Raw genomic sequence first — 25,670 nt, forward strand, 5'->3', positions numbered from 1 at the left:
TTCAACAATAGCCTGCTTATGAAAGACTTTGTGAACGGACTAGTGAAGAGTCCGTGTCCAAATGTCAGACCTGACCCCGGCTTTTTGAACTGTCGTGCGCCGCTACCAGCATGTCGATCAGCGCGCGCGACGCTGCCGACAGGCCACGATGCGCCGGATAGACGACCGAGAATGCGCGTGTGCGGCCACTTAGCTGCGGCAATATCTCCACCAGCTGTCCCGCTGCAAGGCTGGTTTCGGCAAACAGGCGCGGACACAGTGCGATCCCCATCCCCTGCTCGGCCAGCCAGATGACGCCCATCGCGTCGGTCGAGACCATCACCGATGCCGGCGGGATCCAGTCGATGTCGCGCCCGCCATCGCGCAGCTGCCAGGGGAACACCCGGCCGGTGTTGGGCCGGACAAAGGCGATGCATTGCTGGCGCGCCAGGTCCTCGAGCGTCGCAAGCGATCCGGCGGTTTCCAAGTAGGCTGGGGATGCCAGCAGGCACAGTGGCGATGCTTCCAGCTGGCGCGACGCCATCGTGCTGCTCGGCAGTGGTCCGGAGCGGATCGCCAGGTCGAATCCTTCGGCCACCAGATCCACATTGCGGTTGGTGATATCGACGTCCAGCTCGACCAGCGGATAGGCGCGCGCGTAGGCGGCCAGTATCGGTGGCAGGCGCTGCTGGCCGTAGCCGGTGGACACGCTCATGCGCACCTTGCCGCTCAGTTGCGCCGTCGTGCTGCGCATCGCCTGCTCTGCCTGCCCGAGGCGGGCGAAGGCGTCGCGTGCCTCGTTGGCGTAGCGCTGACCGGCGTCGGTAAGGCTGAGGCTGCGCGTGGTCCGGCGCAATAACTGTGTGCCGAGCCGTGCTTCGAGTCGCGACAGAGCCCGACTCAGCACCGACGGCGTGGTTGACAGCACGATCGCGGCTGCGCTGAACGAACCGTGCTCGACGACACTCAGAAATACTTCGACATCGGCCAGGTGATCGAACTTTCTCGCCATCTTGCTTCCTCAAGAACAAATCATTTGCCAAATTCGTAGTTTATCTATCTACTGAGAAAAAATACAATGGTGAATCTTTTATCTGGAAGGATTCACATGGAATTGCTCGACAAACTGAACTGGCGCTATGCCACCAAGGCGATGGACCCGACCCGCAAGGTGCCGCAGGATAAGATCGATCGGATCATCGAAGCGGCGCGCCTGGCGCCGACGTCGTCCGGCCTGCAGCCCTATGAAATCCTGATCGTGAAGAATCAGGCGCTGCGCGCCCAGATCAAGGACGTCGCCTGGAACCAGGCGCAGGTGGTCGACGCCTCGCACCTGATGGTTTTTGCTGCCTGGGACAACTACACGCCCGAGCGGATCAACCACATGTTCGACCTGACCAACGAAGTACGCGGTTTCCACAACGAAGGCTGGGAAGCCTATCGCCAGCAACTGCTGTCAACCTACCCGGGCCGCGATGCACAGGTGAACTTCGAGCACGCGGCGCGCCAGGCCTACATCGGCTTCAGTGCGGCCATGATCGCCGCCGCTTTCGAGGAAGTCGACTGCACGCCGATGGAAGGCTTCGATCCGGCCGCGGTCGACAGCATCCTGAACCTGGGCGAACGCCACCTGCGTAGCGTGGTCATTCTGCCGTTGGGCTATCGCAAGGCCGAAGATGACTGGCTGGCAGGCCTGGCGAAAGTGCGCCGCCCGCTCGACCAGTTCGTCAGCGAAATCGACTGATTCCCGTTTTGCCGTAACCTGCCGGGCGGCGTCGATCTGCGCACGCCGCCCTCGTCCCCTACCATGATCAGGGGGAGTGACTCACCATCCGCGTATCGCGCTAGGCATCTCCGTGCTGCCCTCTGCGTTCGCGCATTAGGCGTCATGGGCCGGCCCCGGCCATGATCGCTGCTCTTCGGTGCCACGATCATCACCGTTGGTTAGTTACATTTTTAGCGAATGGGACTCAAACCTCGCTGTCCGGATCAGTCCATCCAACCTTCAGCAACTAATCTACGCGCTCCCTTTCAATTTGGGCGTGTTTGCAACATGAACCCGGTTCGCCCGCCCCCTTTGCGTTCACGCAAAGCCGCGCACGCCCCTACCCCGTATATTTTTTTCCTGCGGGCTCTTGCCCGCGCGGAGGATCCGCGTCGTGCAGGTCCATGCCGCTGTGCCCACCGCGGGAATTGCGATGCCGAACTTCGAGCGCTCGAGCCTGAACCGGAAGCTGACCATCATCTCGCTGCTCTCGACCGCGACGGCGTTGCTGTTCGTGTTCGGCGCGTTTGCCGTCACCTCCATCCACAATCACCGGCGCGCCGAAGCCGCGCAACTGACGGCGTTCGCGCGCGTCATCGGCGCGGCCTGCGCTGGCGACCTGATGCTGGTCGACCGCAAGCAGGCCGGTGCGACGCTGTCGGCCCTCGAAGCCCGCCAGAGCGTCTCGGCCGCCGTGCTGTACGACCGTTTCGGCCAGCCCATCGCCACCTACCACACGCCTGGGCGCCAGGCCGCCGCCCTCGCGCCGCTCGACGACATCGAGGCCGGCACGCTCGAGCGGATCAACCGCGGCGGCCGCGCGCTGCTGGCGCGCCACATGCGCGTGGTGCAGGCAGTGCGCCACGGCGAGCTGGTGGTGGGCGCGGTGATGATCGAAGCCGACCTGTTGCCGATGTGGCTCGACATCGCCACCAGCCTTGGCGTGATCGGGCTGGCGATGGGCGCGGCGCTGCTTGTGTCGCTGGTGCTGGCCGGACGCCTCAAGCACAGCATCGCCGAGCCAATCACCAAGCTGATCCAGGCCGCGCACAAGGTCTCGGCCAGCCAGAACTACGGCCTGCGCATCCCGCACACGCGCAGCGATGAACTGGGCGTGCTGATCGACAGCTTCAACGGGATGCTGGCGCAGATCGAAGAGCGCGGCGCCGCCCTGCTGCACCACCGCGACGAGCTCGAACGCCAGGTCGGCGTGCGCACCGAGCAGCTCGAGAAAGCCAAGAATGCGGCCGAAGCGGCCAGCCGCGCCAAGAGCGGCTTTCTGGCCACGATGAGCCACGAGATCCGCACGCCGATGAACGGCGTGCTGGGCATGACCGACATGCTGCTGGCCACGTCGCTGACCGACGCCCAGCGCAACTACACGCAGCTCGTAAAACGCTCGGGCGAGCACCTCCTGGTGATCATCAACGACATCCTTGATTTTTCCAAGATCGAAGCCGGCAAGCTCACCATCGAGTACATCAACTTCAACCTGTGGGACCTGCTCGACGAGATCCACAAGGTCTACACGCCGCAAGCCGCGGCCAAGGGCCTGGCGTGCGACTTCGACATCGCCAACGACATCCCGGTGGCGATCTGCGGCGATCCGAACCGGCTGCGCCAGGTCCTGGCCAACCTGCTGGGCAACGCGCTCAAGTTCACCGACGATGGCCGCATCCTGGCGCGCGTGCGCGTGGCGGGCGAAGACCCGCAACAGGTCATGCTGCGCTTCGAAGTGCACGACACCGGCATCGGCATTTCGCGCGAAGCACGGGCGCGCCTGTTCAACGCCTTCTCACAGGCGGACGACTCCACCACCCGCAAGTACGGCGGCACCGGCCTGGGGCTGGCAATTTCAAAGCAGATCGTCGAGCTGATGAACGGCGCCATCGGCGTCGAGAATGCACAGCAGCGCGGCTCGGTCTTCTGGTTCACGGTCAGCTTCGACAAGCACCGGGTCGACCCGTACGCGCCGGGCCATCACCTCAACACACTCGATGGCTTGCGCGTGCTGGTGGTCGACGAGCAGGACGCCAGCCGCAAGGCGCTGGTGCAGCAGCTGACCGCGTGGCATGCGCAGTGCGACGACGTCGGTGGCGCGCTCGCGTTCGAGTGGCTGGTCAACGCGGCCCGCGCCGGACGGCCTTACGATGCCGCGGTGCTGGACATGGAACTGCGCGAGACCAGCGGCCTGGCCCTGGCCGCCGCAGTGCGCGCCGAACCGCTGGCGCGCGACACGCACCTGGTGTTGCTCAGCCCCGAACGGCTGGCCGCCGATCCGGTACAGCGGCGCGAGGCGGGCGTGGCGTACCAGCTGGTCAAGCCGGCGCGCGCGGCCGATCTGTATGCGTGCCTGGCGGTGCGCGCGGCCCGGCTCCAGCGGCCGGCCGCGCCGCCGGCAGAAGGCAGCGGCCAGGAACCCGCGCCGCATCCGGTCAAACGCGCGCGGCGCGTGCTGCTGGCCGAAGACAACCCGGTCAACGTCGAAGTCGCCCGCGCGATGCTGGAAAGCCTGGGTCTCGAAACGGGCTGCGCGAAAAACGGCCAGGAAGCGCTGCGCGCCGTGCACGAGGGCCGTTGGGATGCGGTGCTGATGGATTGCCAGATGCCGGTGATGGACGGCTTTGCGGCCACCGGCGAGATCCGGCGCCACGAGCGCGAAATGGGCCGCCAGCGCGGCCTGCCCGTGATCGCGATCACCGCCAACGCGCTGCAGGGCGACCGCGAAGCCTGCCTGGCGGCGGGCATGGACGATTACCTGTCCAAGCCTTTCACCCAGCAGCAGCTGGCCACCGTCATCGGCCGCTGGATCGCGATGCCGCTGCTGTCGGCGCGCGAGCATGGCGACGAGCCGGTGGTCGAGATCGCGCCGGCGACGCCGCTGCCGCTACCGTCAGTCCGGCCTGCGCCTGCCGCCGCCGGTGCAGCCACGCGCACTGCCCCGGACGCCGACCCGATCAACCGCACCGCCCTGGACAATATCCGCGCCCTGAGCCGCGACGACGGCGACGCCCTGGTACAGAAGGTGATTGCCGCCTATGTCGGCGACACGCCGCGCCAGTTGCATGCGCTGCGCCAGGCGCTGGGCGAAGGCGATGCCGAGAGCGTGCGGCGCGTGGCCCACGGCCTGAAATCGGCCAGCGCCAATATCGGCGCCACGCACTTGTCCAGCCTGTGCCGCGAACTCGAACAACTGGGACGCAGCGGCAATGTGGACAGCGGCGCTTTGCTGCTGGCCGACGCGGCACGCGAGTTTCGCGCGGTAAGACTGTCGCTTCACGCAGCGCTTGAAAAGGAATCCTGACATGCCTTCCGCTCCCACCCAGCGCGTGACGGTCCTGGTTGCCGACGACGATCCGGTCATGCGGATGCTGATGCTCGAAATGGTGGCGCAGGTTGGCCTGGACGGAATTCAGGCCGGCGACGGCATCGAGGCCCTCGACCAGGCCCGCACCGGCCAGCCCGACCTGATCCTGATGGACGTCGACATGCCGCGCATGGACGGTTTTGCTGCCTGCCGCGCGATCCGCGCCGCCGAACGCGATGGCGTCTGCGTGCCGGTCATCATGGTGACCGGCAGCGACGACATCGAAGCCGTCACCCACGCCTACGAAGTGGGCGCGACCGATTTCGTGTCCAAGCCGATTAACTGGCAGATCCTCGGCCACCGCGTGCTGTACGTGCTGCGCGCCAGCGACGCCATCGCCCGCCTGCGCATCGCCGACGCCCAGAACCGCGCCGTGCTGGCGGCGATTCCCGATACCTTCTTTCGCCTGAATGCCGATGGCTTCTATCTGGATTACGAGCAGGGTCATGAGCGTCCGGGACACGAACGTCCGGGACCAGGAGGACCCACCCGCCCGGACCTGCCCGACAGCGCCGGCGCCCGCTTCATCGGCAAACACCTGACCGCGACGCTGCCGCCCGACATCGCCGGGCGCATGCTGGAGCAGATGAAAGCCGTGCTGACCACGCACCAGGTGCGCTCGGTCGAATACGAGCTGGTCGAGGCCGGCGTGGCCCAGCATTTCGAGGCGCGGCTGGTGGCCACCAGTTCGTCCGAAGTGCTGGGTCTCGTGCGCGACATCAGCGAGCGCAAACGCACCGAAGAACAGATCCGGCGCCTGGCCTATTGCGACGGCCTGACGGGGATCCCGAACCGCCAGGCGTTCCTGGAAACGCTCGAACGCGAGCTGCACCGCTCACGGATCGGCAACAAGAAGTTCGCGGTGCTGTTCATGGACCTCGACGCATTCAAGCGCATCAACGACACGCTTGGCCACAATGCGGGCGACCAGCTGCTCAAGATGGTATCCGAGCGCCTGCGCGACACCACGCGCCCGAGTGACCTGGTCTCGCGCGGCGATGGCGGCGACGTGAACGAAGACGGCGCCAGCAACCTGGCGCGCCTGGGTGGCGACGAATTCACGATCCTGATCCCGGACCTGGAGCGGGTCGAGCACGCGCTCAACGTCGCGCACCGGGTGAAAGAAGCGATGCGGCGCTCGTTCATCATCGAAGGCAACGAGATCTTCGTCACGGCCAGCATCGGCATCTCGCTGTTCCCGGAAGACGGCGACGATTGCGTCTCGCTTCTCAAGTTTGCCGACACCGCGATGTACCACGCCAAGAGCTGCGGCAAGAACAACGCCAAGTTGTACAGCTCATCACTGACGATGCAGATCATGAGCCACGTGAAGCTCGAGGTTGGGCTGCGCCGCGCGCTGCAGAACGACGAGCTGTATCTGGTGTACCAGCCGCAGCGCGACGTGCGCAGCACCGAGATTGTCGGCGTCGAGGCGCTGGTGCGCTGGCGCCACCCCGAGCGGGGCCTGATCGCGCCGACCGAATTCATCCCGCTGGCCGAAGAAACGGGCCTGATCGTGCCGATCGGCGAATGGGTGCTGCGCACCGCCTGCCGCCAGGCGCGCACGTGGCAACGCCTGACGCAGCGCACGCTGCGCATTGCGGTGAACCTGTCAGCCAAGCAGTTCAAGGACGAGAACCTGTCGCAGATCGTGCTCTCGGCGCTGCTCGACACGGGGCTCGAGCCGCGCCTGCTCGAACTCGAGCTCACCGAAGGCACACTGATGGACGATGCGCGCGCCACGATGGTCACGCTCGAGCGCCTGCGCAGTATCGGCGTACACCTGTCGATCGACGACTTCGGCACCGGGTATTCGTCGATGAATTACCTGAAGCGCTTCGACGTGCGCGCCTTGAAAATCGACCGCAGCTTCATCTCTGGCCTGCCGCAGGATTCCGAAAACGCGGCCATCACGCGCGCGATCATCGCGATGGCGCATGGCCTCAAAATGGTCGTGGTGGCCGAAGGCGTCGAGACGGGCGAGCAGCTCCTGATGCTCGAAGAATATGGCTGCGATATGGTGCAGGGCTACTATCTTGGCCACCCGTCAGGCGCCGAGACAATCACCGAGCTGCTGCAGGTCGTGCAACTGGTGCTGCCAGCCAGGTAAGGCCGCAGCACCAGCTGATTCACGGATGCAGGCGCAGCGTGTAGCGCGCCGCCCCCGGCAACAACGGCGTCGGCTTGCCATCGACCCAGGCCCCGTGCCCCGTCAGGAAAAACGGCGACAGCGGATGCCCGCTCTGCCCGCCCGGCATATTGTACAAACCCTCTTCTTCGCGCCCCGGCGACACGACCAGGCGTTCGGACTGGCCGAACTTCGGCCCCGCCACGCGCGGCATGTGCGCGTCGCCGGCCAGCTGGTCGGCCGGTGCGGCGAGCCAGGGCCGCAGCGCCGGCACCGCCATGCTGATCGGATGCGCAACGCCTGCCGTGTTGCGCTGGCCCCAGGTGGCTTGCGCCAGCGGCGTGCCGGCGTCCTGCAGCGCGGCGATCGCGCGGTCCACTGCGGCCAGTTGCAGCGCCTGCCAATCGGCGTGGCCCGGCGGCAGCCAGCCGGCCGGCCGTGTATCGAGCAGGCGCGCCACCACGGCCGGCCAGCGCGCGCTGGCGCCGGCGGCGCTGGCCTTCGGATCGACCTCCTTCAGCGCCAGGTTGGCGCCGCCGTACAGCAGATCATGCAGCGCCCACAGAAAATCGCGCGCAAGGCGGTAGCCAACCGAGTTGATGCTGGCACGGCCATCCCAGCTGGTCTCGAGCAGGCGCCGGAACTCGGCGCGCGCCGGATGCCCTGCCAGCGCCCCGGCGTCGAGCGCGGCCAGCGCGCGGTCACGCCAGGCGCCGATCAGGATCGCGCGATCGTCCAGCGCCGCGTCGAATGCACGGCGCACATCGGTCTGCGCGCCCAGCGCCGCCAGGCCATCGTGCAGCTGATGGTTGCGCATGCCCAGGTCGTAGCCGCCGTCGCCCAGCAGCGCGTAACCGGCGCCCATCAACTGGCGGCTGTTGGCGGTGGAGAGCTGGCCATTGGCGGGATTGACCACGCGCGGATGCGCCGTATAGGGCAGCGCGCCCGCCCAGGTGGGCGTTGCGCTATCCGTTGTCAGCGGAAACGTCGTGGCGCTCGGCGCGGTCGTGCGCTGCGGCAGCAAGCCCGCGATCGTCCAGCCGATATTCCCCTGCGCGTCGCCGGCCACGAAGTTCTGCGCCGGGATGCCATCGGTGGCCGCCGTTGCCAGCGCGGCATCGAGCGTGGCGCTGGACTCGAGCTGAAGATGCTGCATGTTCAGCGCCGCCGGATCGTGCGCGATCCAGTGCACGGCGTAGCTGTGGCCACCGGCCTCGCGGATCGGGCCGAGCGACGTCTCGCGAACCACCATCCGTTCAGCGGGCGCGCCTTTCACCAGGATCGACTCGGCGTGTTCCTGCGGCGTTTCCCACTGGCCCGCCACCTTGACCTGCCCCGGGCGCGCAGCATCGACGCCCAGTTCGACCAGGTCCATCGCGTCGGCATAGCTGTTGGTGAAGGCCCACGCTACCTGGCCATTGCTGCCGACGATGACGGAAGGCGGCGCACCGGGCAGGCTCACGCCGACGAGACGGCGCTGGCCGCCGGGCGCCGACGGATCAGGAAAACGCAGCGCCAGCCGGTACCAGATGTTCGGCAGTTGCAGGCCCAGATGCATGTCGTCGGCGACGATCGCCGCGCCGTTGGTGCTGCGGCTGCCGGCCAGCGCGTAGTTGTTGCTGCCGACGGAATCGGTCACGTCGAGGCCAGCCAGTTTGACGGGAGCATCCGCTGCGGCGGGCGCCCCACCCCACCAGGCTGGGGCACGCTCTGGAATCGGGGCCGGCGCTGGCGGGGCGCCGCCATCGAGCGTGGTGTCGAATGCAGTCGCCTCGGGCAACAGGAAGGCCAGTTGCGCGGCGTCGCTGTGCTCGCGCAGCCAGCCGCGCGCCAGTTCGCGCGACGCCTGCATGCCTTGCAAGTCGATATACATGGCCCAGACGACGAGCAGCGAATCGGCGCCATGCCACGGCCGCTGCGCTGCGCCGGTCAGCGCGTACTCGAACGGCCGCGCACCCAGCGCCGCCAAGCCGGCATTGACACCGGCCGCATAGCGTTCGAGCAGCGCACGCTCGGCCGGCGCCAGGCGCGCGAACGTGGCCTGGGCGCGGGCGGCGAAACGGTGAAGCCGGTTGGCGCGGTCGAGGGGCACGGCACGTGGCCCGAACAACTCGGCCAGCTCGCCGCTCGCCGTGCGGCGCAGCAGGTCCATCTGAAAGAAGCGTTCCTGGGCGTGCACGAAGCCGGTCGCATAGGCCACGTCTAGCCGCGTGGCCCCGGTGATCAGGGGCACGCCGCTCGCGTCGCGCTCGATGCGCACCTCGGCCGACAGACCCGCGCCCTGCCGCGCGCCATCGAGCTGCGGCAGGCTGGCGCGCAGGAACAGCCAGGCGCCCAGCAGCACCAGCAGCACGAGGCCCAGCAGCGCAACAAGGCTGCGCAACGTCCATTTCTTCCATCCCTGCATGGTGTCTCCGTGAGTACTCCCGCTTGCTGCGTATGTTGCCAGAAAACCCTGTCAACCTGGATGGAGACGGCGGATGATCAAACGGCGTTCTCGCCTGACCTCGCCTCGATCCTTTGCGTCGTTAGCCAGGGCAGCCGGGCAAAAACGGCGATGGGAATCAAAAATGGGTACAAACTCCAGATGGCCCGACCTTCGATACGTACGGACAAGGCTGCGTAGAGGGGCGGGATTGCCATCATCAAGAGAATCCCCTTGAGCGGCTTGATTGGCTCGGGTATCCGTTTCCATCCCAATACCGCCAACGGAATAACGATCATGGCAGCACTGGTCAAGGACATCAGCGCCCGGTGGTCATGCAACGCTGCAACGACGGTGCCGATATTGGGCACCCATACGTAGGATGGCAGACCAGAAAAAAGCCACCACCGCACACTGACCAGCCAAAGCGCGGCAACCGCCAGTGCAATGGCGCCGCGGACCAGGCCAACCTTGCCGAACACCAGCAGCCAACCGAGCAACAGGATGTTTTCTTCCCTGACCGACGTGGCAAACAACGCGCCCGCCAGCGCAACCCAGGGCTGACAAGTCACGACACCGAGCACGAATACCGACTTGCCAAAAATGGCGCCGGGATCGGTGAGCAGATAGGGCGCATACCAGAAGGTTGGCACCGAGAAGATGAGCAGTATTCCCGCCCACACCGTCTGGCGCCGGTTGCCGCCTGCAGCATGCACGACACAGGAAAGCACGATTGCGGTGCCGGCTGTTGCCAGCCAGTTCAGCATGGCGAACGCATGTCGAACGTCGCCCGGCATCAACGCCGCCAGGGCGGGCATGGTTACCCTGTAAGGAAATGGTGCAACCAACGCGGAAAATGGAAGTTCTCCACGGAGATACCGCGCCGTATTGAAGTAGGCCAGCGAATCTTCAATGGTGCCGCCCCAACGGGCCCACATGATTGCCAGTGAACACGCGGCAAACGCCAGAGACAGGCCAATCCACTGCGTTCGCGACCATGCGCTTTCGGAAGAAATTGCCCCGTTTTTCATGCCATCCATGCCAAGCCGCTTTTTGAAAATTGATGGAAGATGCGACCTTGAGACGCCGGCAATAACCTATGTGCTGCGCCGATCGAGCATCGCGCGCGCGATCGTGCCCGCATCGACGTACTCGAGTTCACCGCCGACCGGCACGCCACGTGCGAGACGGCTGACCTTGAGTCCGCGCGCCTTGAGCATTTCGCTGATGTAGTGCGCGGTGGCTTCGCCTTCGTTGGTGAAATTGGTGGCCAGTACCACTTCGCCCACCACCTCGTCGGTGGCGCGCGCCACCAGCTTTTCCAGGTGCAGATCGCGCGGCCCGATGTTGTCCAGTGGCGACAGGCGCCCCATCAGCACGAAGTACAAGCCGCGCCAGGTCAGCGTCTGCTCGACCATCAACTGGTCGGCCGGCGTTTCGACCACGCACAAGAGCGTGTGGTCGCGTTCGGGATCGGCGCACAGGTCGCAGATCTCGATGTCCGAGAAGGTATTGCACTTGATGCAGTGGTGCACCGTGTCGACCGCCTGGTACAGCGCGCGCGACAGTTGCGCGGCGCCCTCGCGGTCATGCTGGAGCAGGTGAAACGCCATGCGCTGGGCGGACTTGGGGCCCACGCCAGGCAGGCGCCGGAGCGATTCGATGAGAAATTCGAGGGATGTCGACATGAATGGGTGAATAAAACGGCCCGCCGGCATGGCGCCGGCAGTGCCGCATCATTCCTGGATCAGAAAGGCATCTTGAAGCCAGGCGGCAGGCCCGGCATGCCGGCGGTCACGCCGCTCATTTTTTCGGCGGCGGTGGCTTCGGCCTTGCGCGACGCGTCGTTGAATGCAGCAGCCACCAGGTCTTCCAGCATGTCGCGGTCGTCGCCGAGCAGCGACGGGTCGATCGTGACGCGCTTGACGTCGTTCTTGCAGGTCATGACGACCTTGACGAGGCCGGCGCCCGACTGGCCTTCGACTTCGACCAGGGCCAGCGCTTCCTGCGCCTTTTTCATGTTGTCCTGCATGGCTTGCGCCTGTTTCATCAAGCCTGCGAGCTGGTTCTTCATCATGGTGTGGTTCTCCAAATGGGGGTTATCTGTAGTGATTGGATCAGGCGATCTTGACCGAGCCGGGCACGACGAAGGCCTCGAAGCGTTGCTCGAGTTCCTGCACGAACGGGTCGGCCGCGACCAGGGCCTCGGCCTCGCGCTGGCGCGCCTCGCGCGCCGCTTTCTGTTCGGCGCCGGCGGTGTACCAGACCGGGCCGATATCGGACTCCACGCAGACGCGCAGGTTCGGGAAATGTTCTTGCAGCGCCGCTGCCAGCTTCTCGCTGTTGCCGCTCGCGCGCAGCGTGTCGACCGGCACGCGCAGGCGGAACGTGACCGCATTATCACGCGCTTCGCACGCAACCAGCTCGGTCTGCAGCGCCAGTTGCTGGGCGACGCCGCGCAGCGGCAGGCTGCCGGCCAGCGCCGGCCAGTTGCCGTCCCAGTCGATCTCGGGGACCGGCGTGATGACGTAGGCATGCGGCGCCACGCGCGGTGCACGCATAGCTGCAGCTGCGGCCGGAGCCGGAGCAACGACGACGGCTGGCGCGGCCTCGGTGGTGACGGTGGCCACGGCCGTGTCATCCGAAAACTCGGTGACCCAGGACGGCACATCATCATCAGGTGGCTGCTGGGCGCGCAGCGCCGGCTGCGGCGGTGCGATCGCTTGCGCCTGCGCGGGTGCAACGGATTGCGCGACGGCCTGCTGACCGCCGCCTTCCCATGGCGGCGCGGGCCGGCTTTGCGGCGCCGAAGACGCCGCGTGCATCGTGGCGCCCGGGCCCGGCGCGGCCGGCGCTGAAGGGCGCGGTGGCGGTGGTGCAGGGTCGGCGGCGGGCTCGGGCGCGGACTCGGGACGCTTGTTGCCGCTTGGTCGCATGCCAGCGCCGGCGCGCGCTGCTTCCAGCGCCGCATTGATCGCGGCCCGCGCCGACGTCATCGGTGGCGCACCGGGTGCCGAGGCACTGGTCGGCGCGGCAGGCATTGGCGGCGGTGGCGGCCCCGGGCGTGGTGCAGGTGCTGGCGGCGTCGCTGCAGCAGCGGACGCGCTCGCCGGTGCAGCAGCGCGCGGCGTCACCGCTGCATGGCTGGCAGCAGCGGCGGCAGCGGCGCGGGCGCCGGGCACGTTGATCGGTGCGGCAGCGGGTGGGGCCTGGACCTCGGCGCCGCCCTGCCCGGGGCGAAACGCCAGCATGCGCAGCAGCGTCATGGTGAAGCCCGCGTATTCGTCCGGGGCAAGGCCGATCTCGTTACGGCCATGCACGGCGATCTGGTAATACAGTTGCACTTCTTGCGGCTCGAACAGGCCGGCCAGGCGCATGATGTCGGCCAGCTCGGGCAAGTCCTGCGGCACCGCGCCCGGCACCGATTGCGCCAGCGCGATGCGGTGCAGCAGCGTGCCCAGGTCTTGCAGCGCGCCGTTGTACGACAGGCTGCGGCTGGCCATTTCATCGGCCACCGCCATCAGGTCGGCGCCGTCCTGCGCAGCGAGCGCATCGAGCAGGCGCACCAGGTACGACTGGTCGAGCGCGCCGAGCATGCCCTGCACCGATTCGAGCGTGACTTGGCCGGCGGCGTACGCGATGGCCTGATCGGTCAGCGACAGCGCATCGCGCATCGAGCCATGCGCGCCCTGCGCCAGCAGGCGCAGCGCGGGCTGTTCGAACGTGACGCCCTCTTGCCCCAGAATGTCTTCGAGGTGGCCGACGATATGGCCCGGCGGCATCTGCTTGAGGTTGAACTGCAGGCAGCGCGACAGCACCGTCACGGGAATCTTTTGCGGATCCGTGGTGGCGAGGATGAACTTGACGTGCGGCGGCGGTTCTTCGAGCGTCTTGAGCATCGAATTGAACGCGTGGTTCGTCAGCATATGCACCTCGTCGATCATATAGACCTTGAAGCGCGCATTGCTTGGCGCGTAGACCGCCTGTTCGAGCAGCTGGGCCATCTCGTCGACGCCGCGGTTGGACGCCGCATCCATCTCGATGTAATCGACGAAGCGGCCGGCATCGATGGCGACGCAGGCTTCGCACACACCGCAGGGCTGCTCGGTGATGCCGCCCTGCCCGTCCGGACCGATGCAATTGAGCGACTTGGCCAGGATGCGCGACAGCGTGGTCTTGCCGACCCCGCGCGTGCCCGTGAACAGATAGGCGTGGTGCAGCCGCCCGGTGCGCAGGGCGTGGCTCAGTGCACGGACGACGTGCTCCTGGCCGACCAGCGTATCGAAATTCTTGGGACGGTATTTGCGGGCGAGGACTTGATAGGACATGCCACGATTTTACCGCAGATGACGCCCGCCGCGGACATTCGGCGGATGCGCTGGCATACAAGACGGCACGCGACGCTGATGACAGGCGCGACAACGCCGTGCTGGCGAGCATGATGCAAAAAGGGGGGGCAAACAGAAAATACGAACGCGTAATGACGCGAAGAAGAACGAAAGAGGCGAGCCTGATCTGCGGCACTTGCGGTGAACGGCTTTGGCTGCTTCGTTCCCGACCTGACCAGGTAAACCATGCCGCAATGCGCAGGGGCCCGCCAGCGCGAATTATACCGCACGCGGGCGGTTTGGGGAAATGGCCGGCAACATCCATCGCCGGCCACTGTCATCAGATCCCCAGCTCTTGCCAGATCGCATCCACGCGCGCCTTGACGTCCGGCGCCATCACGATCGGCGTGCCCCACTCGCGGTTGGTTTCGCCCGGCCATTTATTGGTCGCATCGATGCCCATCTTGCTGCCCAGGCCACTGATTGGCGACGCGAAGTCCAGGTAATCGATGGGCGTGTTGTCGACCAGCACCGTGTCGCGGGTCGGATCGACGCGCGTCGTGATCGCCCAGATGACTTCTTTCCAGTCGCGCACATTGACGTCTTCGTCGACCACCACGATGAACTTGGTATACATGAACTGGCGCAGGAAACTCCAGACGCCGAACATCACGCGCTTGGCGTGGCCCGCGTACTGCTTCTTCATCTGCACGACTGCCATGCGGTAGCTGCAGCCTTCCGGCGGCAGATAGAAGTCGGTGATTTCGGTGAACTGTTTCTGCAGCAACGGGATGAACACTTCATTGAGCGCCACGCCCAGCACGGCCGGCTCGTCCGGCGGTTTGCCCGTATAGGTCGAGTGGTAGATCGGGTCGCGCCGCATCGTGATCCGGTCAATGGTAAACACCGGGAAACTGTCCTGCTCATTATAGTAGCCAGTATGGTCGCCATACGGCCCCTCGAGCGCATGCTCGAAACCGGTCGGGTGGTTCGCATCCGGATAGATATGGCCTTCCAGCACAATCTCGGCGGACGCTGGCACGCGCAGTTCGCTGCCGATCGCCTTGGTCAGCGTCGTGCGGCTGCCGCGCAGCAAGCCGGCAAACTGGTATTCAGACAGCGAATCCGGCACCGGCGTCACCGCGCCCAGGATCGTGGCCGGATCGGCGCCCAGCGCCACGGCGATCGGATACGGCTTGCCCGGGTTCGACAGCGCGTGCTCGCGGAAGTCAAGCGCGCCACCCCGGTGCGCCAGCCAGCGCATGATGACCTTGTTCCGGCCCAGCACCTGCTGGCGGTAGATGCCCAGGTTCTGGCGCTTCTTGTTCGGCCCCTTGGTAATCACCAGGCCCCAGGTAATCAATGGTGCGACGTCACCCGGCCAGCAATGCTGGATCGGCAGGCGGGCCAGATCAACGTCCTGCCCTTCCCAGACGATCTCCTGGCAAGACGCGCCCTTGACTTCCTTGGGCGCCATGTCCCACACCGCTTTTACCAGGGACCCCATGCCCATGATGTCGGCAAAGCCCTTGGGCGGCTCGGGTTCCTTCAGACGCGCCAGCACGTGGCCGATGCGGCGCAGCTCGCTCACATCGCTCGCGCCCATCCCCAGCGCCACCCGCTTTGGCGTGCCGAACAGGTTGGCCAGCACCGGGATCGTGTGCCCGGTCGGCTTGGAAAACAGCAGCGCAGGACCCTCGGCGCGCAACGTGCGGTCGCACACTTCGGTCATTTCAAGGTGCGTCGAGACAGGGAAATCGACACGTTTGAGCTCACCCATGCGCTCCAATTGGGCCATAAAATCACGCAGATCTGTATATTTCATCAAGTTTTAAGCTTTTCTTCGGTTGCAGAACATTAGTGAAGCGACGCCGCCAAGTGATTGATTCGACAAGTGTTTCACGCTCATCAGTACGCCCTTAATAACTGGAAGTAATATAGAACAGTCGTGCTAGGGTTGACTTGATATAAGCTCGCCCATACAATCCGTCCTACTTGATGAGTCAGCGATACCTTTTTTGACACAATTTTAGCTGTTCTCATGCATTCACGGGGTCGGGGCCCCACATGACATTGTAGGAGTGTTTTCAACGGGCGTCTGCCCACTCCCCCGAGACAGTTGTTGAGCCACTGGCACCAGTCCCCATGTTGGACGGCAGCCAGCTGAAGCAAGGCAATGACGGCGTTAGTCGGCCGCGTCGCGGCGACAAACGATTTTCTGATGCACGGTCCAGAGCACCCCCACGTAACGCCTTTGGCGCGACGACGGGCTTCTTTTTGCCGCGACAAGGGGAAATTCGATGTTTCATCGTTTGATCATGAGCGCAAAGTTCATGCATTCCAGGGCCAGCCAGCCCATCACGGTATCCTCCGTGACAAAAACGGCACGCAGTGTTGTACAAACTGCGCGTTCTACCCTGACCGTATTCGGTCTTAGCGCTGTGGCCCTGATGGCCCTGATCTACTCCAACGACAGCGTCGCCAAGCGCGTCTCCGAGATGCTGCATCCGGAACCGGTGGTCGCCGTCAATATGTCGGCAGCACCTGTTGCCACCGTCGTGCCCGCAATGCAGGCCACGGCCCAGACAGTTGCCGTGGAAACGACCCACATGGGCACATCGTCCGCTACGCTTGGCAATACCAAGCAGCAGCAGTATGTGACCAAGTGGCTGTCGAAGCGTTACCGTGTCGCCAGCGATGCCGCCAATATGCTGGTCTCGACCGCCTATCTGACGGCGCACGATCTGAAACTCGATCCGCTGCTGATCCTGGCGGTGATGGCCATCGAATCGGGCTTGAACCCGTTCGCCGAAAGCGCGATGGGCGCCAAAGGCCTGATGCAAGTGATGGCCAAGGTCCACCATGACAAGTTCGAGAAAGTCGGCGGCCAGCAGGCAGCCCTCAATCCCGTGGCCAACATCCGTGTCGGCGCCTTGATCCTGAAAGACTACGTCAAGCGCACCGGTTCGGTCGAAGGCGGCCTGAAGACCTATGTGGGCGCTGCGGACATGGACAGCGACCAGGGCTACGGCGCGAAGGTCATCAACGAGTACCGCCTGCTGAACCAGGTCGCGAAAGGCCAGAATGTGCCAGCAATGAAGCGCAACAAGCCAACGCCGACGTCGGCGCCAGTCGTCGTCAGCAAGCAGCCTGAGGCAGACAGCGTCAAACCGGGAGCAAAGCCAGTACCTGAAGCGACCACCGCTGCCACCGCACCGGTGGTTGCATCGGACGCGTTGGCCGGTCTGTAAATCCATAGCTCATCTGAAAACCACCGCCCCGGCGGTGGTTTTTTTACGCCGGTCACGCGGGCAACGATCAACAAAAAAGCCACCGGCTCGCGCACGGTGGCTTTTTACATGGTGCAGGCCAAACGATCAGCGGCGCTGATCGCCTGCCGCTTCGTCCGGACGCAGGCGCTGGGCCAGCTTGTCCAGCACGCCATTGACATACTTGTGGCCGTCGATACCGCCAAACGACTTGGTCAGCTCGACCGCTTCGTTGATCACGACGCGGTATGGCACTTCGGGATGGTTTTTCAGCTCGTACGCGCCCAGCAGCAGGACCGCGTGCTCGATCGGCGAGAGTTCGGCGATTGAACGGTCGATCAGCGGGGCGATCGACTCGCGCAGCTCGACCGAGGTGCTGATCGCGCCATTGAGCAGCGCCGAAAAAAACTCGCTGTCAGCTTTATCGAAACCATGGGCGCTGCGGATATTGGCCGCCACGATGCGTGCCGGTTCATTGTTCAGCAGCCATTGGTACAGACCCTGGAGCGCGAACTCGCGCGCGCGGTGGCGCGGCGTGCGGTTCTTGCTCGGGTTGGCATGCATATTCTTGTCAGTCATTGTTCTCTTGCCTTTAGTGTTATTCGTCTTCTGGCACCAGCTCGTCCAGCGCCATCAGCAGGTTGGCCATTTCGACGGCGACACGCGCGGCGTCGGCGCCTTTTTCGGCCATGCGCACTTCTGCCTGGGCATCGTTCTCGGTGGTCAGGATCGCGTTGGCGACCGGGATGCCGTAATCGAGGCCGATGCGGGTGATGCCAGCGCCCGATTCGTTCGACACCAGCTCGAAGTGGTAGGTTTCACCGCGGATGACCGCGCCCAGCGCGATCAGTGCGTCGAACTGTTCGGTTACGGCCATGCGCTGCAGCGCCAGCGGCACTTCGAGCGCACCCGGCACGGTCACGTGCAGGATGTCTTCATCGGCCACGCCCAGGCGCTTGAGCTCAGCCAGGCACGACGACAGCAGGCCATTGCCCACGGTCTCGTTAAAGCGGGCCTGCACGATACCGATGCGCAGGTCTTCGCCCTGCATATTGCTTTCAAAAGTTCCTACCGTCATGACTGACCTCTTGTATTAGTTGGATGGGATGATTCAGGCGTCGGGACGCGGCACGTAGCCGGTCACTTCCAGGTCGAACCCGGTCATCGACGGCATCTTGCGGGGATTGGCCAGCAGCTGCATCTTGCGCACGCCCAGCGCGCGCAGGATCTGGGCGCCGATGCCATAGGTACGCAGGTCCATCGACGCGGCGCGTGCGCCGGCGCGGTTGCCGCGCGCATCCTGCGGTGCCAGTTGCGCAAACAGTTGCTCGGCCGTTTCACCGCAATTGAGCAGCACGATCACGCCGGCGTCGCTGGCCTTAATCGTGCGCATCGCCGAAGCCATGTCCCACGAGTGGGTGGTGGCGCGGTTTTCCAGCAGGTCGAGAATCGACACCGGCTGGTGCACGCGCACGAGCGCTTCTTTATCAGGCGACAGTTCGCCATGCACGAGCGCCAGGTGGGCCGAGCCGCTTGGTGCGTCGCGGAACGCCACCAGCTTGAATTCGCCCGACTCGGTCGACAGCGCGCGTTCGGCAATGCGCTCGACCAGGCATTCGTTCTGGCTGCGGTAATGGATCAGGTCAGCGATGGTACCGATCTTGAGATCGTGCTCTTTGGCGAACTCGATCAGGTCGGGCAGGCGCGCCATCGTGCCGTCTTCCTTGATGATCTCGCAGATCACCGACGCGGGCGACAGGCCGGCCATCTGCGTCAGGTCGCAACCGGCTTCGGTATGGCCGGCGCGCATTAGTACGCCGCCCTTCTGGGCGCGCAGCGGGAAGATGTGGCCCGGCTGGACCAGATCGTCCGGCACGGTGCCCTTGTGGACCGCCACCTGGATGGTGCGCGCGCGGTCGGCCGCCGAGATACCGGTGGTCACGCCTTCGGCCGCTTCGATCGAGACGGTGAAATTGGTGCCGAACGAGGTGCCGTTCTTGGACGTCATCATTGGCAGGGCCAACTGGTCGCAGCGTTCTTCGGTCAGGGTCAGGCAGACCAGGCCGCGGGCGTGGCGGATCATGAAATTGATCGCCTCCGGGGTGACGAAATCGGCTGCAAGCACGAGGTCGCCTTCGTTTTCGCGATCTTCTTCGTCGACCAGAATGACCATGCGGCCAGCGCGCAGTTCGGCGACGATTTCCTCAGTGCTGGAAATGGACATACAGATTCCTTGAAACAGGGGTTTTGCGTAATCCGCTATTTTAAAGGATTTACAGACGCCCAACGGCATTCCCGATGCCCAGAGCGCCAAATTGCCAGCACGATGTGCCCTTGCCGTCAACCATGCGTTGCCAATCGACAACCACAGGTGACCGCGTGTCGGTTAATTGTTAAGCTAGTTCATTCGCGTGGCAAGCCCGCGGCACGACCGTCACCAACTGGATTATGATTAACACATTATTGCCGTATTTACCCTTCCACCGCGGCAGTCTTTCCGACGGAGTTGCCATGCCGCTAGTTCATCCCGTTCGCTCTCCAGGCACCACTGCCAGCGGCAGGCCTTACTGATGGCGACCATTCTGATTGTCGACGACCGGCCCAGCAACCGCAGTTATCTGAGCGCCCTGCTCGGCCTGACCGGGCACCGCATCCTCGAAGCCGAAAACGGCGCCTGCGCGCTGGCGATTACGCGCGCCGAGCTGCCTGACCTCATCATCACCGACATCCTGATGCCGACGATGGACGGTTACGAGTTCGTCCAGCAGCTGCGCGCCGAGCCGGCGCTGGAAAACACCCGTGTCATCTTCTTCTCGGCCGTGTACTCCGAGCGCGAAACGGTGGCGATGGCGGCGCGCTGCGGCGTGACCACAGTGCTGGGCAAGCCGGCCGACCCGCACCGCATCCTCGAGGCTGTCGACGCCGAACTGGGCGTGGCCGGCGGCGCGCCGGCGCCCTCCCCTGTCACCGAGCCAGAGCACGAGCGCGCCCTGCCGTTCGACCTGGGCGCGCGCCTCGGCGAACTCGAACGCATGTGCATGATGCTCGTCGGCGAACGCCGGGTCGAGGCGCTGGCCGCAGCATTTGTCGACGCCGTGCGCCGCGTGCTCGACGCCGATTGCGTTGCCCTGTGCCTGCTGGGCAGCTCGGAAAGCAGCGTGCGCCATCTGAGCACGTATGGTGTGGACGCCGCCCTGCTGTTGCCATCCGCGCTGGATGAGCACGACCTGCCGGGCGTGCTGCTGCGCGCCCGGGCGCCATTGCGGCTGGACGCGGACGATACGCTGCTGGCCACGCTGCCCGCCGGCCATCCGCGCGTCGTGCACCTGCTCGGCCTGCAGGTCCACGACCTGCAGCACCCACTGGGCTGGCTGTATTGCACGCGCGCCGACAACGCTGCGCCCTTCACGGACGAAGAAGAGCGCTGGGCCACGGCGCTGGCCGCGCAACTGGCGGTGGCCTACGAAAACCTGAACCTGTACGAAGTGGTGCAGCACCACGCGGCGCAGTTGCAGCTCGAGGCCATCGCCCGCGCCGATTCCGACGCCGCGCTGCGCGACAGCGAGCACCGGCTGGAACTGGCGCGCCAGGTGTTCGACAGCACCCAGGAAGCGATCCTGATGACCGACGCCGACGCCAACATCGTCGCGGCCAATCCGGCCTTCGAAACGATCACCGGGTTCCATGAAGCCGATGTCATGGGGACCAACCCGCGCTTCATGCGCTCGGGCCGGCACGACGCCGCGTTCTACGCCAGCATGTGGAACTGCCTCGAAAAAGACGGCCAGTGGCGCGGCGAAATCTGGAACCGCCGCAAGAACGGCGAAATCTACCCGGCCAGCATGAGCATCAGCGCGGTACGCGACGATGCCGGCAACCTGACGGCCTATGTGTCGGTGTCGACCGATATGTCGGCGCTGAAAGCGGCGCACCACCAGCTTGATTTCCTGTCGAATCACGACGCGCTGACGCAATTGCCGAACCGCTCGCTGTTCAACGACCGCGTGGGCCAGGCCCTGGCGGCAGCGCGCCAGGATGCCAGCCAGGTCGCGCTGCTGCTGTTCAACGTCGACCGGCTCTCGCGCATCAACGACAGCCTGGGCCACTCTGCCGGCGACACCGTGCTGCGCGAAGTCGCGCGCCGCGTCAGCGCGCTGGCTGGCCCGACCGACACCGTGGCGCGCCTGTCGGGCGATGAATTCGTGCTCTTGATGACCGATTTCGACGATACCGACGACGTCATCTACTGCGCCCAGAAGCTGATCGACGCCGTCGCCGAGCCGCATGGCGTAGGCGGTCACGATCTGGTGGTGACGGGCAGCGTGGGCATCAGCATCTATCCGCGCGATGGCGATGCGCCGGGCGACCTGCTCAAGGCGGCCGACGCGGCGCTCACCCACGTCAAGGAATCGGGGCGCAATGGCTTCCGCTTCTTCAAGGGCGAGATGAATGCCGAGGCGCTGCGCTGGCTGGCGCTGGAAACGCGCCTGCGGCGCGCGATCGAGCGCGACGAGCTGGCGCTGCACTACCAGCCGCAAGTGTCCCATCTGGACGGCACACTGGTCGGCATGGAAGCCCTGCTGCGCTGGAACAGCGGCGAGATCGGCAATGTCTCGCCGGCCGACTTCATCCCGCTGGCCGAAGACACGGGCCTGATCCATCCGATCGGCGAATGGGTGATTCGCCAAGCCTGCTTCCAGAACCAGGCCTGGCAGGATGCAGGCCTGGCGCCGGTACGCGTGGCGGTCAATGTCTCTGCCCACCAGTTCAAGGCCGGCGCCGTCGTCTCGGTGGTGCGCAGCGCGCTGCGCGACAGCGGCCTGGCACCGCGCTGGCTCGAAGTCGAACTGACCGAAAGCGTGATGCTGGGCGACAGCAGCGCGGCCGAGGCCCAGATGGCCGAACTGCGCGCGCTGGGCGTCTCGCTCTCGCTGGACGACTTCGGCACCGGCTACTCATCGCTGGGCTACCTGTCGCGCTTCCCGCTCGACAAACTCAAGATCGACCAGACCTTCGTGCGCAACATCACCAGCGAGCAGCGCAGCGCAGCGATTGCCCAGGCCACCATCGCGCTGGCCAAGGGCCTGTCGCTGGCCGTCGTGGCCGAAGGCGTCGAGACGATCGGCCAGCGCGATTTTCTCGGTTTGCTCGGCTGCGACGTGATGCAGGGGTATCTGTATGGCCGCCCTATTCCGGCGCTCGAGATGGCCGGGCTGCTGGCGCTGGGCGGCGTAAAGCTGTAAGTGCTCTTGTGGCGCCGCATCTTCTGGTGCGGCGTTCGTTAGCGCAGCCTTAAGCCCAGCCGTGCACGGATGGGCGCGCTGTAAAATGCACCGATCAAGTCACCGGGAACCCCCAATGAGCAACAAATTCGTACGCGGCGCCTGCCTGGCCGCGTTGGTGTGCGTGTCCTCACTGGCGCACAGTGCGCCGCAGGCCAGCGCGCCAAAGGCAGCCGTCTCGAAAATGGACGCGCTGCAGCTCGACGCCGTGATCCCGGTCGGCCCGCAGGTCAAGGTCGGCAAGCTGGCCAATGGCCTGACCTACTACATCCAGCGCAATGCGCGCCCCGAACACAAGCTCGAACTGCGCCTGGTCGTCAAGGCCGGCTCGATCCTGGAAGACGACGACCAGCGCGGCCTGGCGCACTTCGTCGAGCACATGGCGTTCAATGGCTCGACCAATTTCCGCAAGCACGAGCTGGTGTCGTACCTGCAATCGATCGGCGTGGGCTTCGGCGCCGACCTGAATGCCTACACCTCGTTCGACGAGACCGTGTACATCCTGCCGATTCCGACCGACAAGCCGCAGAATGTCACCCGCGCCTTCCAGGTGCTGGAAGACTGGGCCCATGGCGTGAGCTTCGATACTGACGCCATTGACAAGGAGCGCGGCATCATCCTCGAAGAAGCGCGCCTGGGCAAAGGCGCCGCCGACCGCATGGGCAAGCAGATCTATCCGCGCCTGTTCAACGGCTCGCGCTACGCCGAACGCCTGCCGATCGGCCGCGAAGACGTGCTGCGCAATTTCAAGCCCGAGACGCTCAAGCACTTCTACAAGGACTGGTACCGGCCCGACCTGATGGCGGTGGTCGTCGTCGGCGACATCGATCCGGCGCAGGCCGAGAAGCTTGTCAAGCAGCACTTCACGCGCCTGAAGAATCCGGCCACGCCGCGCCCGCGCGACTACGCCGCGATTCCGGCGCGCGCCGATACCGAGGCCCTGGTCGTGACGGATCCGGAAGCCGATGGCAATGCGGTGCTGATCCGCTATCCGGTGCAACCGGTGCGCGACCTGGGCACCGTGCGCGCCTACCGCGAAGAGCTGGTGCAGGGCCTGTTCGCGTCGATGCTCAGTGCGCGCCTGGCCGAGATCTCGCAACTGCCCGATGCACCGTGGCTGGGCGCCAGCAGTTCGCTGGGCAAGCTGACCCCGCGCTACCGCGCCTACAACGCGTCGGCCGCCATCGGCCCGCGCGGCGCGCAGCCCGCGATTGCAGCGCTGGTGCAGGAAAACGAACGGGCGCGCCAGCACGGCTTCGGCGTGCAGGAACTCGAACGCGCCAAGAAAAACCTGATGCGCACCTACGAGCAGGCCTGGAACGAGCGCGCCAAGAGCGATTCGGGCACCTACGCCGCCGAGTACATCCGCAACTTCCTGCAGGACGAAGCCATCCCCGGCATCGAGACCGAATACCGCTACGTGCAGAACCTGGTGCCCGGCATCACGCAGGCCGAAATGAACGCCTACGCGCGCCGCACCATTCCGCAAGACTCGGGCAAGCTGGTGCTGTACACGGGCGTGGCCAAGCCTGACACGCCCACCGGGCCGCAGTTGCTGGCGGCGGTGAGCGAGGCCGCGCGCCTGCCGGTCGAACCGTACGATGAAAAATTGCTGGCGGCGCGCCTGATGGAACGCCCGGCGCAACCGGGCACGATCACGCACGAAGAGCACGATAAGGCGCTGGGCCTGACGCGCTTGAGCCTGTCGAACGGCGTGAAGGTGATCCTGAAACCCACCGACTTCCTGAATGACCAGGTGGTGCTGAGCGCGGCGCGCCCCGGCGGGCAAAGTCTGTTTCCCGATCAGGACATCCTGAATGCGCGCTTTTCCAATGCGATCGTGGCCAGCATGGGCGTGAAGGATTTCACGCCGCTGGACATGCGCAAGATCCTGGCGGGCAAGGCGGCCGGCGTGACCGTGGGCCTTGGCAGCTACACCGACGTGATCGCAGGCGCCTCGGGCGCCACCGACATCGAAACGATGCTGCAGCTGTTGTGGCTGAAGTTCGCGGGCGTGCGCCGCGACGAAGATCTGTTCCACGCGTATATCGACAAGCAGGCCGAGATTGCGCGCAACGCCAGCGGCCACCCGGGGCGGCGCTTCGGCGACGCTGTGGTGTCGGCGCTGTTTGGCAATCACCCGCGCGCACCCCGCTCGCTTGAGGCCGACGAGTATGCCAAGATCGACCTCGATCGCAGCATCGCCATCTTCCGCCAGCGTTTCTCGAGCGCGAAGGACATGACGTTCATTCTGGTGGGCAGCTTCGACGAAAAAGCGATCCGGCCGCTGTTGACCAGCTATCTGGGCACCCTGCCCACGCCCGCGCTGCCGGTGGCGTACCGCGACGTGGGCCTGCGCCCGGTGACGGGCGTGGTCAAGCGCGAAGTACGCAGCGGCACTGAGCCCAAGAGCAGTATCTCGATCAACTTCACGGGTCCGGCTGAATTCTCGGAGGCCGAGCAGCTGCGCCTGTCGGCGCTGATCGAAGTGACCAATCTGCGCATCATCGAGGTGCTGCGCGAAAAGATGGCGATGATCTACGGCGGCGGCGCCAGCGGCGCGCTCAGCAAGATCCCGTACGGGAACTACTCGATCGGCATCAATCTGCCCACCGGGCCGGAAAATGTCGACAAGGTCGTGGCCGCGACGTTTGCCGAAATCAAGCGCCTGCAAGAAAACGGGCCGGACGCCGCCGAGCTGGAGAAAGTGAAATCCGGCTGGATCCAGAACCACCGCCGCTCGCTGCGCGAGAACGGTTACTGGGTGGCGAACCTGCAATCGAGCCTGACCGAAGGCACCGACCCGGCGTCGATCCTCAAGGTCGAGCAGCAGGTGGCTGCGCTGACGGCGCAGGATGTGCAGGCGGCGGCGCGGCGTTACTTCGACACGAAGAACTATGTGCAGGTGGTGCTCAATCCCGAAGCGGCCGCCAAGGCAGCCAATGTGGCCAAGGCGCTGCCTGCAGCGCTGCCGGGTCAGCCGGGCCAGCCGGGTCAGCCGACGCTGCCGGGCACCTGATCCGCCAGGCGCGCCGGCCTGGGCTTTCGGGCTGCCGGCGCGCATCGTCTATACTATGCGTGCCCGCAGCGGGCATTCACCCACGTACACATCAACGCCGGCGCCAGG

General features: G+C 65.3%; 16 protein-coding genes and 1 other RNA gene. 6 read left to right on the forward strand and 11 right to left on the reverse strand.

Annotated features, from left to right (window positions below):
* Positions 1-64 precede the first annotated feature (64 nt).
* Complete coding sequence (locus NX775_RS10690; RefSeq protein ID WP_258836007.1) at positions 65-991, reverse strand: LysR family transcriptional regulator; 927 nt, start codon at positions 989-991, stop codon at positions 65-67.
* A 96-nt stretch (positions 992-1,087) separates the two neighbouring features.
* Here NX775_RS10690 and NX775_RS10695 point away from each other — a divergent pair, with 96 nt between their 5' ends.
* The 3 genes from NX775_RS10695 to NX775_RS10705 all read left to right on the forward strand — a co-directional run bounded on the left by NX775_RS10695 (position 1,088) and on the right by NX775_RS10705 (position 7,221).
* Positions 1,088-1,723: an NAD(P)H-dependent oxidoreductase gene (locus NX775_RS10695; protein ID WP_258836008.1), complete on the forward strand. Its 636-nt coding sequence runs from the start codon at positions 1,088-1,090 to the stop codon at positions 1,721-1,723.
* A 454-nt stretch (positions 1,724-2,177) separates the two neighbouring features.
* Positions 2,178-5,048, forward strand: coding sequence for a hybrid sensor histidine kinase/response regulator (locus NX775_RS10700; RefSeq protein ID WP_258836009.1), 2,871 nt, complete (start codon positions 2,178-2,180; stop codon positions 5,046-5,048).
* Between the two features lies 1 nt (position 5,049).
* Positions 5,050-7,221 carry a putative bifunctional diguanylate cyclase/phosphodiesterase gene (locus NX775_RS10705; RefSeq protein ID WP_258836010.1) on the forward strand — a complete coding sequence of 724 codons (2,172 nt, stop codon included), beginning with the start codon at positions 5,050-5,052 and terminating at the stop codon, positions 7,219-7,221.
* Between the two features lie 19 nt (positions 7,222-7,240).
* Here the strand turns inward: NX775_RS10705 and NX775_RS10710 are convergent, their stop codons facing one another.
* The 7 genes from NX775_RS10710 to ubiD all read right to left on the reverse strand — a co-directional run bounded on the left by NX775_RS10710 (position 7,241) and on the right by ubiD (position 15,817).
* Positions 7,241-9,646, reverse strand: coding sequence for a penicillin acylase family protein (locus tag NX775_RS10710; protein ID WP_258836011.1), 2,406 nt, complete (start codon positions 9,644-9,646; stop codon positions 7,241-7,243).
* A 77-nt stretch (positions 9,647-9,723) separates the two neighbouring features.
* Entirely contained in the window at positions 9,724-10,704 is a 981-nt protein-coding gene (locus NX775_RS10715; RefSeq protein ID WP_258836012.1) for a hypothetical protein, read from the reverse strand.
* 57 nt (positions 10,705-10,761) lie between these two features.
* A complete protein-coding gene (gene recR / locus NX775_RS10720) occupies positions 10,762-11,352 on the reverse strand; it encodes a recombination mediator RecR (RefSeq protein ID WP_258836013.1) in 591 nt (196 codons plus the stop codon).
* Positions 11,353-11,411: 59 nt separating this feature from the next.
* Entirely contained in the window at positions 11,412-11,741 is a 330-nt protein-coding gene (locus tag NX775_RS10725) for a YbaB/EbfC family nucleoid-associated protein (protein WP_183550557.1), read from the reverse strand.
* Between the two features lie 40 nt (positions 11,742-11,781).
* Entirely contained in the window at positions 11,782-13,992 is a 2,211-nt protein-coding gene (locus NX775_RS10730; protein WP_258836014.1) for a DNA polymerase III subunit gamma/tau, read from the reverse strand.
* Between the two features lie 172 nt (positions 13,993-14,164).
* Positions 14,165-14,263: signal recognition particle sRNA small type (gene ffs, locus NX775_RS10735), an RNA gene on the reverse strand.
* Between the two features lie 69 nt (positions 14,264-14,332).
* Complete coding sequence (ubiD, locus tag NX775_RS10740; RefSeq protein WP_258836015.1) at positions 14,333-15,817, reverse strand: 4-hydroxy-3-polyprenylbenzoate decarboxylase; 1,485 nt, start codon at positions 15,815-15,817, stop codon at positions 14,333-14,335.
* 622 nt (positions 15,818-16,439) lie between these two features.
* On the opposite strand from ubiD, the gene NX775_RS10745 reads away from it, so the two are divergent.
* The gene (locus NX775_RS10745; RefSeq protein ID WP_258836739.1) at positions 16,440-17,243 is read left to right on the forward strand and encodes a transglycosylase SLT domain-containing protein; all 804 of its coding nucleotides are present in this window, start codon (positions 16,440-16,442) and stop codon (positions 17,241-17,243) included.
* A gap of 126 nt (positions 17,244-17,369) precedes the next feature.
* Here the strand turns inward: NX775_RS10745 and nusB are convergent, their stop codons facing one another.
* The 3 genes from nusB to ribBA are packed head-to-tail and all read right to left on the reverse strand — an operon-like array spanning position 17,370 to position 19,485.
* Positions 17,370-17,840, reverse strand: coding sequence for a transcription antitermination factor NusB (gene nusB, locus NX775_RS10750; protein ID WP_183550548.1), 471 nt, complete (start codon positions 17,838-17,840; stop codon positions 17,370-17,372).
* A 19-nt stretch (positions 17,841-17,859) separates the two neighbouring features.
* On the reverse strand, positions 17,860-18,339 hold the full coding sequence (gene ribH / locus NX775_RS10755; protein WP_183550546.1) for a 6,7-dimethyl-8-ribityllumazine synthase: 480 nt from the start codon (positions 18,337-18,339) through the stop codon (positions 17,860-17,862).
* A gap of 33 nt (positions 18,340-18,372) precedes the next feature.
* Positions 18,373-19,485: a bifunctional 3,4-dihydroxy-2-butanone-4-phosphate synthase/GTP cyclohydrolase II gene (ribBA, locus tag NX775_RS10760; protein ID WP_258836016.1), complete on the reverse strand. Its 1,113-nt coding sequence runs from the start codon at positions 19,483-19,485 to the stop codon at positions 18,373-18,375.
* A 346-nt stretch (positions 19,486-19,831) separates the two neighbouring features.
* On the opposite strand from ribBA, the gene NX775_RS10765 reads away from it, so the two are divergent.
* Positions 19,832-22,504, forward strand: a complete 2,673-nt coding sequence (locus NX775_RS10765) for a two-component system response regulator (RefSeq protein WP_258836017.1) — start codon at positions 19,832-19,834, stop codon at positions 22,502-22,504.
* A 115-nt stretch (positions 22,505-22,619) separates the two neighbouring features.
* A complete protein-coding gene (locus NX775_RS10770) occupies positions 22,620-25,562 on the forward strand; it encodes a M16 family metallopeptidase (protein WP_258836018.1) in 2,943 nt (980 codons plus the stop codon).
* The last annotated feature ends 108 nt before the right edge of the window (positions 25,563-25,670 follow it).

This window comes from Massilia aurea, from assembly GCF_024753205.1.
GTDB lineage: Bacteria > Pseudomonadota > Gammaproteobacteria > Burkholderiales > Burkholderiaceae_D > Telluria > Telluria aurea.